The organism is Streptomyces sp. NPDC046939, assembly GCF_040644575.1.
Classification (GTDB): domain Bacteria; phylum Actinomycetota; class Actinomycetes; order Streptomycetales; family Streptomycetaceae; genus Streptomyces.
This window is the reverse complement of sequence record NZ_JBEYWV010000016.1, coordinates 51,330-69,368: the sequence shown is the minus strand read 5'-3', so window position 1 is coordinate 69,368 and position 18,039 is coordinate 51,330. Positions and strand designations below refer to the sequence as shown.

The 18,039-nt window shown below is 72.9% G+C and carries 14 protein-coding genes and 1 pseudogene; 3 read left to right on the top strand and 12 right to left on the bottom strand.

The annotated features are described in order from the left end of the window. Window positions 1-516: 516 nt before the first annotated feature. The 3 genes and pseudogenes from ABZ877_RS19095 to ABZ877_RS19085 all read right to left on the bottom strand — a co-directional run. Window positions 517-684: pseudogene (locus tag ABZ877_RS19095) on the bottom strand (helix-turn-helix transcriptional regulator); the annotation flags it as partial. 59 nt (window positions 685-743) lie between these two features. Continuing rightward, window positions 744-1,295: a DUF3017 domain-containing protein gene (locus ABZ877_RS19090; RefSeq protein ID WP_361072250.1), complete on the bottom strand. Its 552-nt coding sequence runs from the start codon at window positions 1,293-1,295 to the stop codon at window positions 744-746. Between the two features lie 46 nt (window positions 1,296-1,341). Next, window positions 1,342-2,205, bottom strand: coding sequence for a bifunctional methylenetetrahydrofolate dehydrogenase/methenyltetrahydrofolate cyclohydrolase (locus ABZ877_RS19085; protein WP_361072247.1), 864 nt, complete (start codon window positions 2,203-2,205; stop codon window positions 1,342-1,344). Window positions 2,206-2,433: 228 nt separating this feature from the next. Here ABZ877_RS19085 and ABZ877_RS19080 point away from each other — a divergent pair, with 228 nt between their 5' ends. Beyond that, window positions 2,434-3,123, top strand: a complete 690-nt coding sequence (locus tag ABZ877_RS19080) for an RDD family protein (RefSeq protein WP_361072244.1) — start codon at window positions 2,434-2,436, stop codon at window positions 3,121-3,123. A 121-nt stretch (window positions 3,124-3,244) separates the two neighbouring features. Here ABZ877_RS19080 and purH read toward each other — a convergent pair whose 3' ends face one another. Both purH and purN read right to left on the bottom strand, forming a co-directional pair. Then, window positions 3,245-4,807, bottom strand: a complete 1,563-nt coding sequence (gene purH, locus ABZ877_RS19075) for a bifunctional phosphoribosylaminoimidazolecarboxamide formyltransferase/IMP cyclohydrolase (protein WP_361072241.1) — start codon at window positions 4,805-4,807, stop codon at window positions 3,245-3,247. Beyond that, a complete protein-coding gene (gene purN / locus ABZ877_RS19070; RefSeq protein ID WP_361072238.1) occupies window positions 4,804-5,424 on the bottom strand; it encodes a phosphoribosylglycinamide formyltransferase in 621 nt (206 codons plus the stop codon). Before purN ends, purH begins: the two co-directional genes overlap by 4 nt. A gap of 351 nt (window positions 5,425-5,775) precedes the next feature. Here purN and ABZ877_RS19065 point away from each other — a divergent pair, with 351 nt between their 5' ends. Continuing rightward, on the top strand, window positions 5,776-6,594 hold the full coding sequence (locus ABZ877_RS19065; RefSeq protein ID WP_361072235.1) for a hypothetical protein: 819 nt from the start codon (window positions 5,776-5,778) through the stop codon (window positions 6,592-6,594). A gap of 7 nt (window positions 6,595-6,601) precedes the next feature. Here ABZ877_RS19065 and ABZ877_RS19060 read toward each other — a convergent pair whose 3' ends face one another. Continuing rightward, the gene (locus tag ABZ877_RS19060) at window positions 6,602-8,209 is read right to left on the bottom strand and encodes a DUF6350 family protein (RefSeq protein ID WP_361072556.1); all 1,608 of its coding nucleotides are present in this window, start codon (window positions 8,207-8,209) and stop codon (window positions 6,602-6,604) included. 122 nt (window positions 8,210-8,331) lie between these two features. On the opposite strand from ABZ877_RS19060, the gene ABZ877_RS19055 reads away from it, so the two are divergent. Further along, window positions 8,332-9,396 (top strand): helix-turn-helix domain-containing protein, encoded by a 1,065-nt coding sequence (locus ABZ877_RS19055; protein WP_361072232.1) that lies wholly within the window; start codon window positions 8,332-8,334, stop codon window positions 9,394-9,396. 69 nt (window positions 9,397-9,465) lie between these two features. Here ABZ877_RS19055 and sucD read toward each other — a convergent pair whose 3' ends face one another. From sucD to ABZ877_RS19025, 6 genes are all read right to left on the bottom strand, one after another. After that, window positions 9,466-10,347: a succinate--CoA ligase subunit alpha gene (gene sucD / locus ABZ877_RS19050; RefSeq protein WP_361072229.1), complete on the bottom strand. Its 882-nt coding sequence runs from the start codon at window positions 10,345-10,347 to the stop codon at window positions 9,466-9,468. Between the two features lie 21 nt (window positions 10,348-10,368). Beyond that, window positions 10,369-11,547, bottom strand: a complete 1,179-nt coding sequence (gene sucC / locus ABZ877_RS19045) for an ADP-forming succinate--CoA ligase subunit beta (RefSeq protein WP_361072226.1) — start codon at window positions 11,545-11,547, stop codon at window positions 10,369-10,371. Window positions 11,548-11,986: 439 nt separating this feature from the next. Beyond that, window positions 11,987-13,024 carry a hypothetical protein gene (locus ABZ877_RS19040; RefSeq protein ID WP_361072223.1) on the bottom strand — a complete coding sequence of 346 codons (1,038 nt, stop codon included), beginning with the start codon at window positions 13,022-13,024 and terminating at the stop codon, window positions 11,987-11,989. A gap of 62 nt (window positions 13,025-13,086) precedes the next feature. Continuing rightward, the gene (locus ABZ877_RS19035) at window positions 13,087-14,301 is read right to left on the bottom strand and encodes a VWA domain-containing protein (RefSeq protein WP_361072220.1); all 1,215 of its coding nucleotides are present in this window, start codon (window positions 14,299-14,301) and stop codon (window positions 13,087-13,089) included. A 265-nt stretch (window positions 14,302-14,566) separates the two neighbouring features. Then, window positions 14,567-16,837 carry a DUF5682 family protein gene (locus ABZ877_RS19030; protein WP_361072217.1) on the bottom strand — a complete coding sequence of 757 codons (2,271 nt, stop codon included), beginning with the start codon at window positions 16,835-16,837 and terminating at the stop codon, window positions 14,567-14,569. Beyond that, complete coding sequence (locus tag ABZ877_RS19025; RefSeq protein ID WP_361072214.1) at window positions 16,834-17,955, bottom strand: AAA family ATPase; 1,122 nt, start codon at window positions 17,953-17,955, stop codon at window positions 16,834-16,836. The genes ABZ877_RS19030 and ABZ877_RS19025 overlap by 4 nt, the downstream gene beginning before the upstream one ends. Between the last annotated feature and the right edge of the window lie 84 nt (window positions 17,956-18,039).

Here is an 18,039-nt window from a genome sequence, read left to right as displayed (position 1 = left end):
ACCGGACTCCCCTGAAGCCCCGGACTTCCCCCAAGCGCCCAACTCTCCCGCAGCACGGCGCCCCCATGAAGCCCCGGCTTGCCCGGAAGCAGCGGACTTCCCCGAAGCACCCGCCTCCCCTGCGGCACCACGCCCCCACGAAGCCCCGGCCTCCTCGGAAGCGGCAGACTTCCCCGAAGCACCCGCCTCCCCTGCGGCGCCGGGCCCCCTCAAAGCACCCGGCTCCCCGGAAGCACCGGCCACACCCGAAGCCCCAGGCCCCCTGGAAGCACCGCCCTCCCCCGCAACTCCGGACCCACCCGAAACCCCAGGCCCACCAAAACCCCCTGGCCCGCCAGAAACCCCCGCCTCCCCCGACGCCGCCCGCGCCTGAGCGACCCGTATCGCTTCCATGGCCATGTCATGCCGCATCTCGGAGCGGCTGTAGGCACGCTCCGCGCGCTCCCACAGCGTGGTGAGGTGGGCGGCGCCGGCGCCGGTCGCCTCGGCGAGGGCCACGACGGCGCCCTTGGGCGCGAGCAGCCCTCCGTTCAGGTACCGCTCCCAGGACGTCCTGGGATACCCGGTGCGCTCCGCCAGCGCGGCGACGCCGAGCCCGCCGCGGTCGGCCACTCTGCGCAACTGGCCGACGAACTCCACGAGCTGCGGGTCCAGTCCGTCCGGCAGCGTCTTCCAACGAGGCATCGCTTCCGCCCTCTCCACCCGTCCTCCCCCGTCTTCCCAGGCCGCGGCCCGGCGAACGGTCACCGCAGGGTGAAGTGCAGCGTGTCCTGGAGGAAGGGGATCTTCAGCCACGGGCTCGGCTGCGCCATCATCGCGAGCAGCACGATGGCGAGGCCGAGGACACCGTACGTGATCATGTCAGTGAAGCGGGATCGTACGGCGAGCATGCCGACGGACGGCAGCGCCCAGCGCAGCGCGGCGCCGCCGAGGAGGGCCACACCGACCAGGATCGTTCCGACGCGGAACAGGCCGAACGCCGTGAGCAGCAGTCCGAGCCCGGTCACGACGAGCACCGCGATCAGGGGCCACTGACGGGCGGGGACGGGGGCGTCGGCCGAAGCGGCACGGCCTCCGCCCTCGGGGCGCGCGGTGTCGCGGGTCCACAGGGGGAAGCGGCGCGTGCCTCGCCTCTTCCGAGCGCTGAAGGCGCCGAAGCCCTTGGCACCCGAGTCCCCGGCACCGGTGCCGGTGCCAGCCCCGGTGCCGTCAGCACCCGAAGCCTCAGCACCGGAAACCCCGGCACGCGAAACCTCCGCACCCGAAACCCCAGCACCCGAAACCCCGGCACCCACAGCCCCGGCCCCCGACACCTCGGCCCCCGCCCCCTCCCGGGACGCCTCAGCGAACACCGTTGGCGTTCCGCTCGGCGGCCTCGACGACGTTGACCAGGAGCTGGGCGCGGGTCATGGGGCCCACGCCGCCCGGGTTCGGGGAGATCCAGCCGGCGACCTCGGCGACGCCGGGGTGCACATCGCCGACGATCTTGCCGTTCTCGTCGCGCGAGACACCGACGTCGAGAACGGCCGCGCCCGGCTTGATGTCCTCGGCCTTGATCAGGTGCGGGACGCCCGCCGCGGCGACGACGATGTCGGCGCGCTTGAGGTGCGCGGAGAGGTCACGGGTGCCGGTGTGGCACTGGGTGACCGTCGCGTTCTCCGACTTGCGGGTGAGCAGCAGCGGCATCGGGCGGCCGATGGTCACGCCGCGGCCGACCACGACGACCTCCGCGCCCTTGATCTCGACGCCGTGCTTGCGCAGCAGCGTGATGATGCCGAACGGGGTGCAGGGCAGCGGCGCCGGCTCGTTCAGGACGAGGCGGCCGAGGTTCATCGGGTGCAGGCCGTCGGCGTCCTTGGCCGGGTCCATCAGTTCGAGGATGCGGTTCTCGTCGATGCCCTTGGGCAGCGGCAACTGGACGATGTAGCCGGTGCAGGCCGGGTCCTCGTTCAGCTCGCGGACGACGGCCTCGATCTCCTCCTGCGTGGCCGTGGCGGGCAGCTCGCGCTGGATGGAGGCGATGCCGACCTGCGCGCAGTCGCGGTGCTTGCCCGCGACGTACTTCTGGCTGCCGGGGTCCTCACCGACGAGGACGGTGCCGAGTCCGGGCGTGACCCCCTTCTCCTTCAGGGCCGCCACGCGGGCGGTCAGTTCGGACTTGATCGCGGCTGCGGTGGCCTTGCCATCGAGAATCTGGGCAGTCATGGTGCCCATTCTTTCAGGGCGGGCCGGGTTCACCCAAGTTGCACTTGCACAACGGCCCGACGGCCCACTGGACAGGAGCATGTCCGGTTGAGGAGCATGATCGGCGCAGTGCCGCGGACGGCGGCAGGGGGGAGAAACCGCGCACGCGGCCGCATTTCCGGATGTACACCTCCGCGTTCCTCCGCGGGTCCGCACCGTCCCCGTAGTCGTCCCCGGAGGAATCTCGCCATGAGCCACGGCGAACCGCACAACCCTTACGGTCAGCAACCGCCGCAGCCGAGCCCGTACGGCCAGCAGGCCCCGCAGGGCGTCCCCCCGCAGCAGGGGTACGGCTATCCGCAGCACCCGGGCCAGCCCTACGGGGCCTATCCGCAGTACCCGCAGCAGCAGGGGATGCCGGTGCCCGGTGGCATGCCCGGGGTTCCGCCGATCGCCTCGATGGGCCGCCGGCTCGGCGCGCGTCTGATCGACGGCGTTCCGTTCGCGATCCTCAACTTCATCATGATGGCGCCGGCCCTGTCGGACTATCTCGACGCCCTCTCCGACTGCGACTCGTCGGACTCCTCCGCGTTCAACAGTTGCGTGCAGGACGCCATGGGTGACTTCTACGCGGACTTCATCCCGGCGTCGCTCGGCGTCTTCGCCCTCTTCTTCCTCTACGAGTGGCTGATGATCGCCTTCGTCGGCGCGACGCTGGGCAAGCTGGCTCTCGGCATCCGCGTCCTGAAGGCGGAGACGGGCGCGAAGCCGGGGCTCGGCGGCAGCTTCCTGCGCTGGGTCATCCCGACGGTCGGCGCGTTCGCCTGCGGCATCGGCCAGCTCCTCGTCTACCTGTCGCCCTTCTGGGACAAGACGGGCCGCAAGCAGGGCTGGCACGACAAGGTCGCGAGCGTGGTCGTCGTGCAGGTGAAGGGCTGACCCCGGAGCCGTACGACGAGGGCCCACCGGTCGACGACCGGCGGGCCCTTTCCCGTACAAGGCGGCTCAGTGGCCATCCGTACAAGGCGGCTCAGTGGCCCCCTCCGTGCGGCACCACGGCTCAGTGGAAGAAGTGGCGCGTCCCCGTGAAGTACATCGTCACGCCCGCCTTCTTCGCGGCCTCGACGACCTGCTCGTCGCGGATCGAGCCGCCGGGCTGGACGATCGCCTTGACGCCCGCGTCGATGAGGATCTGCGGCCCGTCCGGGAACGGGAAGAACGCGTCGGACGCGGCGTAGGAGCCGCGCGCCCGCTCCTCGCCCGCGCGCTCGACGGCGAGCTTGCAGGAGTCGACGCGGTTGACCTGGCCCATGCCGACGCCGACGGAGGCGCCGTCCTTGGCGAGCAGGATGGCGTTGGACTTCACGGCGCGGCACGCCTTCCAGGCGAACGCCAGCTCGTCCAGCTCGTCCGGCGAGAGCGGCTCGCCGGCCGCGAGGGTCCAGGACGCGGGGTCGTCGCCGTCGGCCTGGAGGCGGTCGGTGACCTGGAGGAGCGCGCCGCCGTCGATCTGCTTCGTCTCGACCGGGGCGGAGGGGCCGTTCGGGGCCCGCAGCACGCGGATGTTCTTCTTCTTGGTGAGGGCTTCGAGGGCGCCGTCCTCGTAGTCGGGCGCGACGATGACCTCGGTGAAGATCTCGGCGACCTGCTCCGCCATCTCCTTGCTGACCGGGCGGTTGACCGCGATGACGCCGCCGAACGCGGAGAGCGGGTCGCAGGCGTGCGCCTTGCGGTGGGCCTCCGCGACGTCCTGGGCGACGGCGATGCCGCAGGGGTTGGCGTGCTTGATGATCGCGACGCAGGGGTCGGCGTGGTCGTACGCGGCACGGCGCGCGGCGTCCGTGTCCGTGTAGTTGTTGTACGACATCTCCTTGCCGTGCAGCTGCTCCGCCTCGGCGAGGCCGCCGGTGCCGTCGACGTAGAGGGCGGCGCCCTGGTGCGGGTTCTCGCCGTAGCGCAGGACGTTCTTGCGCGTGTACGTGGCGCCGAGGAACTCGGGGTGGCCACTGTCGTCGGCGGCGGCGTAGTCGGCGGCGAACCAGGAGGCGACGGCCACGTCGTAGGAGGCGGTGTGCTGGAACGCCTCGGCGGCGAGCCGCTTGCGCGTGGTGAGGTCGAAGCCGCCGTCCTTGACCGCCGCGAGGACATCGGCGTACCGCCGGGGGCTGGTGACCACGGCGACCGACGGGTGGTTCTTGGCGGCGGCGCGGACCATCGAGGGGCCGCCGATGTCGATCTGCTCGACGCACTCGTCCGGGGTGGCGCCCGAGGCGACGGTCTCCTTGAACGGGTACAGGTTGACCACGACCAGCTCGAACGGCTTCACACCGAGGTCGGCGAGCTGCTTCTGGTGGTCCTCCAGGCGCAGGTCGGCGAGGATGCCCGCGTGGACCTTGGGGTGCAGGGTCTTCACGCGGCCGTCGAGGCACTCGGGGAACCCGGTGACGTCCTCGACCTTGGTGACCGGGACCCCGGCGGCGGCGATCTTCGCGGCGGTCGAACCGGTGGACACCAGCTCGACACCCGCCTCGTGGAGCCCGCGCGCCAGCTCCTCCAGACCGGTCTTGTCGTAGACGCTGACCAGCGCCCGTCGGATGGGCCGCTTGTTGCTCTCGGCGGTCACGAAATAACTACCTTTCGTCCCTCAATGCTGTAGCCGTTGCGGGCCAGACGCCCCACGACATCGACGAGCAGCCTGCGCTCGACTTCCTTGATGCGCTCGTGCAGAGCGCTCTCGTCGTCCTCGTCCCGGATGTCGACCACGCCCTGGGCGATGATCGGGCCGGTGTCGACGCCGTCGTCGACGAAGTGGACGGTGCAGCCGGTGACCTTCGCGCCGTACGCGAGCGCGTCGCGCACACCGTGAGCACCGGGAAAACTGGGCAGCAGGGCCGGGTGCGTGTTCACGAACCGGCCGCCGAAGCGGGCGAGGAACTCCTTGCCCACGATCTTCATGAACCCGGCGGAGACGACCAGGTCCGGCTCGTACGCGGCGGTCGCCTCGGCGAGCGCCCGGTCCCAGTCCTCGCGCGCGGCGTGGTCCTTGACCCGGCAGACGAACGTCGGGATCCCGGCGCGCTCGGCACGCTCCAGACCGACGATGCCGGTCCGGTCGGCGCCGACGGCGACGATCTCCGCGCCGTACGCCTCCGCTCCCCGCTCCGCCATGGCGTCGAGCAGGGCCTGCAGATTCGTACCTGATCCGGAGACCAGCACGACGAGGCGCTTGGCCTTGGCCACGGCGGGGCCCTTTCTCGTACAGGGGCGTACTTGTATGTTCCTACGGAAGCGTCGTGCTGCCCCATACGGGGGACCCTACGAAGCGGCCGACCGTCAGCAACGATACCGGCACACCAGCCAGCCCCCACGGGACGGGGGCGCGGCCGGGAGGTAGCGTCAGCGTCCAGGAAGACTCGGGCCCGCACGCGGAACGCGGGGCGGGCGTGGAACGTTGACGTGAGAGAACGTAAAGAACGCACCAAACCGCACGCGCCGTCCGACCGGTGACGACCGATGACGACCGACGACGACCCACGCCATCCGACCGATGACGCCCATGCAGCTGACGACCTAGGGGAAGACGCACACCTGATGCCGGACCGAAGCCTTCGCCAGTCCCAGGAGTCCCGGGAGTCCAAGGAATCCAAGGAGTCCGACGAGGGCAGGAGCTCCGGGGCCTCCGGCGAGACCGGGACCTCCGGGGACTCCGGGGACTCCGGGAAGCCCGGGAAGCCCGGGACCTCCGGTGCGGACAATCCGTTCGCCCCGCCGCCCGAGGACGCCCCGGACCGCCCCTGGCAGCCGCGCCGCCCCGAGGGCTCGGACACCGAGCAGGGCGGGCACGGCGGCGGCCGTTCGCCCTGGGGCAGCCAGTGGAGCGACCGCCAGCCCGGCCCGTCGCAGGGCGGCGGCCGGTTCGGCGACCGCCCGGGGGGCAACGGCGGCGGACAGGGCGGCCCCGAGGGCCAGGGCCCCGGCCGCGGCACCGGTGGCATGCGCTGGGACCCCACCGACCCGGCCCAGCGCCGTGCGCGCTACGCGCTCCTGTCCGGCATGTGGGGCTTCTTCTTCGCCCTGTTCGCCTGGCCGTACGTGGCCCTGCTGCTCGGCGCGCTCGCCCTGTACTGGAGCATCAGCGCCCTGCGCGCCAAGCCCCGCACCCCGGACCCGGACACCCCCGCGCCGCCCGCCAAGACCGACGCCGCGTCCTCCCGCCCGCAGACGACGGCGGCGATCAGCGGCCTGGTCACGGGGGCGCTGGCGCTGGCCATGGTGGCGTCGATGTTCACGGCGAAGCTCGTCTACAGCGACTACTACGAGTGCCGGGCCGACGCCCTGACGCACGCGGCCAGCGAGTCCTGCGAGGACCATCTGCCGAAGCAGCTCCGACCGCTGCTCGGATCACGGTGACGATGCGTCAGGAGTCCGGGGCCGTGTGAGACGGGGGCCCTGGTTCCGGCTCCGGGCCCGTTCCCGGTTCCGGGGCCGAGGGTCCGTCCCGCAGGATGGCCCAGCGTTCCGCGCGGGACTCCTCGTCGAAGAAGTCGAAGGGGTCGAAGTCGTCCTCCGTCCCGGCCTGTTCGGGTTCCGGCGCGACGGTTTTCCGGCGCCGGAAACGCCCGCTCCGCGCCCCGGACCCGTCCCCGGGTTCGTCCCCGTCCTCGCCGACGAGACCCGTCCCGGCCCCCGGCCCCGACCCGGCCGCGGACACCGGCACGGCCGGGGCCACCATCGCGGAGGCGGCCGCGGCCACCCGCACGGACGCCCCCCGCCGCGCCCGCCACCACCCCACCGCCAACGTCACCGGCAGCCCGACCACCCCGACCCACGTCGTCGCCGCGAGCCCGGTCAGCCAGCCCACCGGCCCGAACGTGGCGAGGACCTCGACGCCCAGCGCACCACCCGCCGCCACGGCGAGCACGGCGAGGGTCACTCCGCACAGCCCGGCCGCGACGACGGCGCCGTACGCCATCCGCCTCCGCGACCACGCGGACCGCTCGCCCCCGATCACCACGAACCAGGCCACGGTCACCGCCGCTACGACGGGCACCACCCCGACCGCCCAGGTCAGCGGCGATCCCTCGCCCTTCGGCGGCACCGCCGCGAGCAGCGGGACGGTCGGCAGCACCGGGCCGCCCGCGCTGCCCAGCGGCCCCACCGTGTGCCCGGCCCCGAGGACGAATCCGGGGCCGAGGGCGTACGCGGCGCCCCAGACCGCCGCGTTCGGCACCAGCGCGAGACAGAGCAGCAGGACGGTGACGCGCCCCGTCCACGCCCCGGTGAGCTGGATGAACGCATCCCGCGCCGCGCCCCCGTGCCAGACGAGGCCGACGGCCACCAGGAGCGCTCCCCCGGCGAGCAGGACGAGGACCCCGGCGGCAGCGGCCCGCGCGGCGACCGGGAGGACCTCCCGTACGAGCACCTGCGGCAGCACCTCAAGGGATCTGCGCAGCGCCTGCGGCAGCGGCCCGTACGGTCTGCCGTGCGCGGTCCACACCCCGGCCCCGGACGCGGCCACGGCGACCAGGACGAGGTGGGTGACGCAACTGATCCAGGACGGCCGCAGTTCGCCGCCGGCCGTGTAGAGCGCGGCGGCGATGCCGATCAGGAGATAGCCGAGCGCGACCCCGCCCCACACCCCGGCGGCGGGCGCGGGCGGCGCGTCGGCCTCGTCCTCCGGCGGTTCGGCCGCGTCGCGCCCGGCGCGGAACACCAGCCACACCGGCAGCGCCAGGAGCAGCAGCGGGCTCAGGCCGATCGGGGCGGGGGCGCCGGACAGCGTGTCCGCGCGGATGATCTCGGCGCCGTGCGCGAGGAGCCACAGCGCGGCGGCGGTGCGCAGGGCGCTACCGGGGCCGCTGTCCGGGTAGGGCGAGCTGATCCACATGGCGATCACGAGCACCGCGAAGAAGCCGAGCCCGAGCCCCGCCGCGACGAATCCGCCGAACATCCCGGCGGCGGGCCCCGGCGAGCGTTCGCGCACGCGGGTCAGGAGCACGGGCATCGACGGTCCACGGCCGGTCATCTGCGTCACGGGGCCATGCTGCCAAGGAGACTCGCGTTCCTCGCGTAACAGGCGAAACACGGATGTGTCGCTCAAGATACGTTCATGTACTTTTTGGCGCGAGAAGGTGCGGGGAGTTCCTCATGACGCAGAGCCCCGCCACCCCCCTGCCGACGCCGAAGGAGCGCCGCAGACTCCGCGAGGCGAAGTCCCTGAGCCAGGCGCAGCTCGCCGCGAGGATCGGCGTGACGCGCGAGACGATCCGCGCGTGGGAGTCGGGCCGTACCACGCCCGGGGGAACGGGGAGCGAGAAGTACGCGGAGCTGCTCCGCGCCCCGCTGGACCGGCCCGCGCCACGAAAGGCGACCCCGAAACCTGCCACGACGTCCGCCGCGCCCGAACAGCCCGTCACCCGCCCCTCGGCCCGGGCCTTCGACGCCCTGTACGCCTATGCCGCGCCCCTGCTCGTGCGCCACACCTATCTGCTCTCCGGCCGGCGGGCCCTCGCACGGGAGGCTGTCGAGCGTGCGTTCCAGCTGGCCTGGGAGCGCTGGCCGGAGGTCGCGGTCGACCCGGACCCGGCGGGCTGGGTGCGGGCCGCGGCGTACGAGTACGCGATGTCGCCCTGGCACCGGCTGCGCCCCGGTTTCCGCAGGCCGGACGCGCCGCCCGCCGACCCCGCGGACCGCGAGCTCCTCGACGTACTCCTGAGCCTGCCGCCCGTGTACCGGCGCACGCTGCTGCTCTACGACTGGGTGGGCCTGGATCTGCCGGAGACCGCCGCCGAGACGGAGGCCAGTACGCCGGCCGCCGCCCACCGTGTCCTGCACGCGCGCGAGGCCGTGGCCGAGCGGCTGCCGGACCTCGCGATCCCGGAACAGTTGCGGCAGCGGCTGACCGCGCTCGCGGGCGCGGAGCGGCTGGAGGCGCCGAAGCCGTCGCTGGTGCGGGAGGCCGGTGAGCGGCGGGTCCGGTTCTGGACGCGGGCGGCGATCGCCGTCACCACGCTGATCATCGGGGCGACGGTGCTGACGCTGCGGGTGGCCCCGACGCACTACGAGCCGGTGCCCGCGCCCGGCGCCCCGGTCAGCGGCGTGCCCGCACCCTCCGGGCCGGGCCCGCTGTCGGCGCGGGAGCGGCAGTTGCGCGCGCTGCTCCAGGAGGAGCTGAGCGGCGGCCCCGAGCGGCTCGTACCTGTGCCCGAATAGGGCGGGGAACAGGTGAGGGGGCCCGCACCGTGACCGGTGCGGGCCCCCTCATCCACGTACGCCTGCCGGCTACGAAAGCAGCTCGCGCGCCAGCTTCGCCGTCTCGGTCGGGGTCTTGCCGACCTTGACGCCGGCGGCCTCGAGGGCCTCCTTCTTCGCCTGGGCGGTGCCGGAGGAGCCGGAGACGATGGCGCCGGCGTGGCCCATGGTCTTGCCCTCGGGGGCGGTGAACCCGGCGACGTAGCCGACGACCGGCTTGGTCACGTTGGCCTTGATGAAGTCGGCCGCGCGCTCCTCGGCGTCGCCGCCGATCTCGCCGATCATGACGATGAGGTCGGTCTCGGGGTCGGCCTCGAACGCGGCGAGCGCGTCGATGTGCGTCGTGCCGATGACCGGGTCGCCACCGATGCCGACGGCGGACGAGAAGCCGATGTCACGCAGCTCGTACATCATCTGGTACGTCAGCGTGCCGGACTTCGAGACCAGGCCGATGCGGCCCGGCTTCGTGATGTCGCCCGGGATGATGCCGGCGTTCGACTGGCCCGGGGTGATGAGACCGGGGCAGTTCGGGCCGATGATGCGGGTCTTGTCGCCCTTGGACTTCGCGTACGCGTAGAACGCGGCGGAGTCGTGGACGGCGATGCCCTCGGTGATGACGACCGCGAGGGGGATCTCGGCGTCGATGGCCTCGACGACGGCGGCCTTGGAGAAGGCCGGGGGCACGAAGAGGACGGAGACGTTGGCGCCCGTCGCCTCCATGGCCTCCTTGACCGTGCCGAAGACGGGGATCGACGTGCCGTCGAAGTCGACCTCGGTGCCCGCCTTGCGCGGGTTCACGCCGCCGACGATGTTCGTGCCGTCGGCCAGCATGAGCTTGGTGTGCTTCATGCCCGTGGCACCGGTCATGCCCTGGACGATGACCTTGCTGTCCTTGTTGAGGAAGATAGCCATGGCTGTTCTGTCCCTCGTCCCTTACTTCGCGGCCGCGAGCTCGGCGGCCTTGTCGGCCGCGCCGTCCATGGTGTCCACGCGCTGCACCAGCGGGTGGTTGGCGTCGGAGAGGATCTTGCGACCCAGCTCGGCGTTGTTGCCGTCGAGACGCACGACGAGGGGCTTCTCGACCTTCTCGCCCTTCTCCTCCAGGAGCGCGAGCGCCTGGACGATGCCGTTGGCGACCTCGTCGCAGGCGGTGATGCCGCCGAAGACGTTGACGAAGACGGACTTGACGTCCGGGTCGCCGAGGATGATCTCCAGGCCGTTCGCCATCACCTGGGCGGAGGCGCCGCCACCGATGTCGAGGAAGTTGGCCGGCTTCACGCCGCCGTGCTTCTCACCGGCGTACGCGACGACGTCGAGGGTCGACATGACCAGGCCCGCGCCGTTGCCGATGATGCCGACCTCGCCGTCGAGCTTGACGTAGTTGAGGTTCTTCTCCTTGGCGGCGGCCTCGAGCGGGTCGGCCGCGGCCTTGTCCTGGAGGGCCTCGTGGTCGGGGTGGCGGAAGTCCGCGTTGTCGTCGAGGGACACCTTGCCGTCGAGGGCGATGATGTCACCGGAGGCGACCTTGGCCAGCGGGTTGACCTCGACGAGGAGGGCGTCCTCCTCGATGAAGGTCTTCCAGAGCGTGACCAGCACGTCGGCGACCTTGTCGGCGACCTCGGCCGGGAACTTCGCGTCCGCGACGATCCGGCGCGCGACCTCGGGGGTCACGCCCTCGTTGGCGTCGATCGGCGTCTTGGCGACGGCCTCCGGGCGGGTGGCCGCCACCTCCTCGATCTCCATGCCGCCCTCGACGGACGCGATGGAGAGGAAGGTGCGGTTGGTGCGGTCCAGGAGGAAGGAGACGTAGTACTCCTCCACGATCTCCGGAGCCGTCTCGGCGATCATCACCTTGTGGACCGTGTGGCCCTTGATGTCCATCCCGAGGATGTTGGTCGCGTGCTGCACGGCCTCGTCGGTCGAGGCGGCCAGCTTCACGCCGCCGGCCTTGCCGCGGCCACCGACCTTCACCTGCGCCTTGACGACGGACTTGCCGCCCAGCCGCTCGGTCGCCTCGCGGGCCGCCTCAGGCGTGTCGATGACTTCACCGGCCAGCACCGGTACACCGTGCTTGGCGAAGAGGTCCCTCGCCTGGTACTCGAACAGGTCCACGCGCGTCCGTCCCTATCAGTGATCTCGCGGTTCGATCTTCCTGCGTGGGCGTGCCGCGATGGGCAACGTGACTCCGCTGTCACAAGGGAGGCGTACGAGGCGTACACAGTGGCCGGGTACGCGGCATGTCCGTCTCGCAGGTTATCGCCGCTCAGCGACGGCTTCTAAATCGCAGATCACACATGAGCGGTGATACCTGTCACAGAGCGCGTCGCCGCGACGCCTTCCGGTGGGGTCGTTCGCGGCCTCACCGTGCGGGGGTACGCACGGTGAGGCCGCCCGACGAGCCCCGTACGTCACCTGTGTCACAGGCGACGCGGTCAGGGGCTCGGAACAGGCGGCCCGTCCCCAACGGGCTCGCCCGCACGCCGGAAAACGGCCTGGTCGCGCCGGTGGATCCGGCTGACGGGGCACTCCGGCGTCGGTCAGATGCCGGGCGTCAGCCGGGAGGGACAGGAAGGTCGGAATGCCGGTCGGTCACCGGCGCGGCCGTGCCGGACGCGAGGGCGCCGGGCGGCAGCAGCACGGGAAGCCGGCGGGCGCCGAACGCGGCCGCGTGCAGATCACCGTGGCGCGAGCCGCCGCCGTCACCCACGGAGGCGCCCGCCACGGGTACGCCGTCCGGGTGCGCCGGGGCGCCAGGCGCGTTCTGCCCCGGCGCGACGGCGTGCCGGACGGCGGACGCGTCGTGCGGGTGCGCGCCCGCGCGTTCTTTTTCTACGGCGCCGAGCGCGGCGGGGTCGTACGCCGTCGGCCCCGCCACCACAAGGGCGTACGGAGAGGGAGTGTGCCGCTTCGCCCGCGCGGCGTCGGACCCGCGGCGCTCGGCCCGGCCCTCGCCGACGGGGACGGTGGACGCGGCCTGCTCGGCGGGCAGGGCGGCGTCGACGGCACCGGGGGCGCCGGTGGATTGCGCCGGATCGTCGGAGTGCGCGGGGACGGTGGGCTCGGCGGGCGCCGGGGGCTCGGCGGATGCCGGGGGCGCGGGCGTCCCCGGCTCGCCCGGGGCGGGCAGGGGCGTGGCCTCGCCGGGGGCGCCCGGCAGTCCGGGCAGCGTCGGCGGCCCGTCCGGCAGCGGTCGCGGGGCGGCGGAGGTGAGATCGTCCACGACCTGCTCGACCAGCTCACCGACCGGCTGCGTCACGCCACGGACAGCGCCCTGAACGGTGCTGTCCACGGTGTCCAGGACCGGCCGCAGGACCGTGTCCCGCACGGTGCCGACGAGGTGCCCCGACGCTCCGTCCCGCCCGAGCAGCCCGCCGAGAACACCGGGGTGCTGCGGGCCGCCACCGGTCGATTCCCGCGCGGCCGTGTGCCGAAGCGTGCCCGAGGCGTCGTCCGCGTGGGCCTGGCCGCCGCAGAGGAGACCGAGCCCGAGCAACCCACCGAGCAGCAGCGCCAGTTGCAGCGCGCGCCGTCTCGCCACCGGGCGCGGCAGGCGCTCGGCAGGGGCGGGGGACACGGTCGCGGAGATCACGGTGCGCGAATCCTCGCACGGGGGTCGGGCGGGTGCGCAAGCCCTGTGTTACCGATGGGTACTCAATTCCGGTTTGCCGCCGCGGCCCCGCTTTCGGCCCCCACGTCGGGTATGGGCAGCGGACGCTTCTCGATCGCCGCGGCCATGACGTCGGGGAACAGGTCGGGGGTGCAGGCGAACGCCGGGGCGCCCAGCGCGGCAAGCGCCGCCGCGTGCTCCCGGTCATATGCGGGCGCCCCCTCGTCGGAGAGCGCGAGCAGCGTCACGAACTGCACGCCCGACGCCTTCATCGCGGCGACCCGCTTCAGCATCTCGTCGCGGATGCCGCCCTCGTAGAGGTCGGAGATGAGGACGACGACCGTCTCGGCGGGGCGGGTGATCTGCGACTGGCAGTAGGCGAGCGCGCGGTTGATGTCGGTGCCGCCGCCGAGCTGGGTGCCGAAGAGCACGTCGACCGGGTCGTCGAGCTGGTCGGTGAGGTCCACGACGGCCGTGTCGAAGACGACGAGCCGGGTCCGGATCGACCGCATGGACGCGAGCACCGCGCCGAAGACCGAGGCGTAGACGACGGACGCGGCCATCGAGCCCGACTGGTCGATGCAGAGGACGACCTCCTTCTTCACCGACTGCGAGGCCCGCCCGTAGCCGATGAGCCGCTCGGGCACGATCGTGCGGTACTCGGGCAGATAGTGCTTCAGGTTGGCCGCGATCGTGCGGTTCCAGTCGATGTCGTGGTGGCGGGGGCGGCTCACGCGGGCGCTGCGGTCGAGGGCGCCGGTGAGGGTGGCGCGGGTCCGCGTGGCGAGCTTCTTCTCCAGGTCCTCGACGACCTTGCGGACCACCGCGCGGGCCGTCTCCTTCGTCGTCTCCGGCATCGCCTTGTTCAGGGAGAGCAACGTGCCGACGAGGTGCACGTCCGCCTCCACCGCCTCCAGCATCTCCGGTTCGAGGAGCAGCGTGGACAGGCCGAGGCGGTCGATCGCGTCGCGCTGCATGACCTGGACGACGGAGGACGGGAAGTACGTGCGGATGTCTCCGAGCCAGCGGGCGACGGACGGGGCGCTCGCGCCGAGACCCGCACTCCGGTTGCCGCCGTTGTTCTGTTGCCGGCCTCCTCCGGAGCCGCCGCCGTACAGGGCGGTGAGAGCGCCGTCCATCGCCGCGTCCCGGCCCGTCAGTTGCCACCCCGCGCCGTCGGCCGCCGCGTCGCCGCCGAGGACCAGCCGCCAGCGCCGCGCGCGTTCGTCACCGGTGGGCATGTCTGTACCGCTCGTCATGTCGCCGCCTCCGTGTTGTGCCGTGAATCGTGTACCGGGGCTGTGTGCCGGCCGCCTCTTCGTGTGCCTGGTGCGGTGCGTGTGCGACCGCGAGACCGTGGTGGCTGGTCGCGCAGTTCCCCGCGCCCCTGGCCTGAACGGAGTGCCGGGTCCCTGTCGGTTGTTGAGATGGCGCACGAAGTGCGCATCTCAGGGGCGCGGGGAACTGCGCGCCCAGCCCCCACGCACCCGCACTGCCGAGCCGACCGAACCACCCCACCCCTCGTCATCCCCCAACCCCCGCCCCGCCCAGCAACAACCGGACAACAGAAACCACCGCATCGGCCCGCTCCACGTCCAGCTCGTCCGCGAACCCGGGCGGCAAGCCCATCGCGGTCGGGGCCGATGTCGCCGGGCCGCGCCGGACCAGGTCCCCGAGGGCGCGCCGCACCCCGGGCTCGTACGCCGAGAATGTCCGGCGCAACAGGGGCAGGACGTCCGTGAAGGCGTCGGCCGGGACGCCGGTCAGCCACGCGTCGACGAGGCCGAGCAGCCGCTCGTCGTGGACGAGGAGGAGGCCCCCGCCGGAGCCGCCGCCGACGAACCCCTCGATCCAGGCCGCCGCCTCGCCGGGCGGGGTGCCGGGTGAGAGGGCGAGCCCCATGAGGCGGGCCGCGCCCTCGTCCTCCAGGGCGCCTTCGTCGAGCAGGATGCGTGCGCAGCGCCCGCGCACGACACCGGCCACGCTGTCCCGCGCGGCGAGTGTGTGCAGCACGGACCGCCAGCGGGCGCGCAGTTCGGCGTCGTCGAGGAGGCCGAGGGCGGAGTGCACGGCGTCGACGTGGCCGCGCATCTCCTCGGCGGCGTCGGTGTCGAGGTTGGCGCAGGCCGGGGGCAGCCCGACGAAGATGCGCTGGGCGAGCCCTGCCGTGACTCCGGCGAGAGCTCCGGTGCCGGTGCCGCGCACGTCGCCGTAGCGCAGGGCGCGGACGAGTGCGGGCAGGGCCTGGGCGAGGTGGCCGACGTCGGCGTCGAGGGCGGCGCGGTCGGCGAGGACCCGCATGACGACGGGCAGGGCGTCGGGCAGCTCCGCGAGGAGGCACCGCTCGGCGAGCGCCGTCACGTCGGCGAGGGCGGTCGCGGCGGTGGCGTCCGCGGCGGCCTTGGCACCGGCGGCGGCGAGGACGGTCGTCCCCCAGATCCCGGCCTCGGCGACCCGTACGGACAGTTCGGGCTCCCACCGCAGCCGCCAGGTCTCGCGGAAGGTGCCGGTGGAGCCCCGGGCCGACCGGGCGGGCTCGCCCCACGGGACGCCGAGGAGCCGGAGCCGGTGCAGCAGACGGCTCCGCGCGACGTCCGTGTCCCCGCGAAGGTCGAGGTCCAGCTCCTTCTCCGCGGCGGTCGGCTTGAGGCGCAGGGAGCGCTGGAGGCGGCTGAGGTCGCGCTGCAACGGCACGGCGGGCGCGGTGTCGGGCACCTCCCCGAGCACGTCGCCGACGACGAGCTTGTCGTGGATGAGCGCGAGCGGGACGTCGGACCCCTCGCACAGCACGGCCCGTACCGCGTCGGTGGTCTCGGTGAGTCCTGCGAGGGGCCGCCCACGCATCGCGGCGAGGCTCTCCGCGAGCCGTACCGCCTCGATGACGTGGGCGGACGACACGATGCGGTCCTCGTCGCGCAGCAGCCCGGCGACCTTGGTCAGCCACCGCTCGACGGGCCGGTCGGGGGCGTTGAACAGGTGCCCGTACCAGCCCGGGGACTCGATCCCGGCGCCGTAGCCGCCCGCGCGGGCGAGGCGGCGGTGGGTCCATGGCACCCAGGTCATGTCGACCTTGGCCTTGGGCAGCCCTTTGAGCAGGGCGCGGTCGGCGGCGACCGTCGTCTTGTGCCGCAGCGCGGGCACGTGCCACGCCCCGCACACCACGGCGACGTCCTCCCCGAACTCCCTTACTGCGGCGCGCACTTGGAGCCGCATATAGGCTTCACGCAGGAGATCGCGGCTGTGCCCGCCGTCCCCGAGCGACTCCCGCAGCGCCGCCATGGCCTCACCGAGCGCGGCGAAGGCGTCGCCCTCCCGGTGCTCGACGACGTCCTCCCACCAGCGCTCCGCGTCGTCGTACCCGGCGGTCTCAGCGAGGACGCGCAGAGGGTCGACGCGCACACCCTCCTCCGCGCCGTCTACCTCAGCGCCCTCCTCTTTGCTCTCCTCCTTGCCCGCCGCTTCCTCGCTGTCCCGCAGCGCGAGGGTGTGCGCGGCGGGCAGGTCGATGAAGCGGACCGGTGTCTCGTGCTCCAGCGCCCAGCGGATGGCGACCCACTCGGGCGAGAACTCGGCGAACGGCCAGAACGCCGACTTCCCCGGCTCGTCCACCACGTGTGCGAGCAGCGCGACCGGCGGCCGCATGTCCTCCTCGGCGGCGAGCGGCACGAGCGCGTCGGCCTCGGGCGGCCCCTCGATGAGCACGACGCGCGGGACTGCCGCGTCCAGAGCGCGGCGCACGGCGCGCGCGGAGCCCGGCCCGTGGTGGCGGACGCCGAGCAGCAGTGGCCCTGTCATGCGCTCACCTCGCGGCAGGCCCGGTAGAAGTCCTTCCACCCGTCCCGCTCGCGGACCACGGCCTCCAGGTACTCCTGCCAGACCACACGGTCGGCCGCGGGGTCCCGGACGACGGCGCCGAGGATGCCGGCGGCGACGTCCGAGGGCCGCAGCACGCCGTCCCCGAAGTGGGCGGAGAGCGCCAGTCCGTTCGTCACGACCGAGATGGCCTCGGCGGTCGAGAGCGTCCCGCTCGGCGACTTCACCTTCGTGCGCCCGTCCGCGGTGACCCCGTCGCGCAGCTCGCGGAAGACGGTGACGACCCGTCGGATCTCGTCGATGCCGTCGGGGGCGGTGGGCAGTCCAAGACCGCGCCCGACCTGGTCGACACGGCGCGAGACAATGTCGACCTCGGCCTCCACGCTCTCCGGCAGCGGCAGCACCACGGTGTTGAACCGCCGCCGCAACGCGCTCGACAGGTCGTTGACGCCCCGGTCCCGGTCGTTGGCCGTGGCGATGAGGTTGAACCCGCGCACGGCCTGCACCTCCTGCCCCAACTCCGGTATCGGCAGCGTCTTCTCGGACAGGATGGTGATGAGGGTGTCCTGCACATCGGCGGGGATGCGGGTCAGCTCCTCCACCCGCGCCGTCATCCCCTGCGCCATGGCCCGCATGACGGGGCTCGGCACGAGCGCTTCCCGGCTCGGCCCGTTGGCCAGCAACTGCGCGTAGTTCCACCCGTACCGGATGGCTTCCTCCGGAGTACCGGCCGTGCCCTGCACGAGCAGGGTGGAGTCCCCGCTGACGGCAGCGGCGAGGTGTTCGGACACCCACGTCTTGGCGGTCCCGGGCACGCCGAGCAGGAGCAGCGCGCGGTCGGTGGCGAGCGTCGTCACGGCGACCTCGACGATGCGGCGGGGCCCCACGTACTTGGGCGTGATCACCGTCCCGTCCGCCAGCGTGCCGCCGAGCAGATATGTGGCGACGGCCCAGGGCGAGAGGCGCCAGCGGGCGGGGCGCGGCCGGTCGTCCTGCGCGGCCAGCGCCGCGAGTTCACCGGCGAACGCGTCCTCGGCGTGCGCCCGCAGCACCTCTCCCCCGGCCTGCTCGCCGGCCCGGTCCTCGACGGAAACGGTCATGGCTTCCCACCCCTCAACTAGCCCAACTCGAACCATCACGACGAGCTCAAAGGCCCTCTCGCCGCGCAACTGGTCCCACGGTGC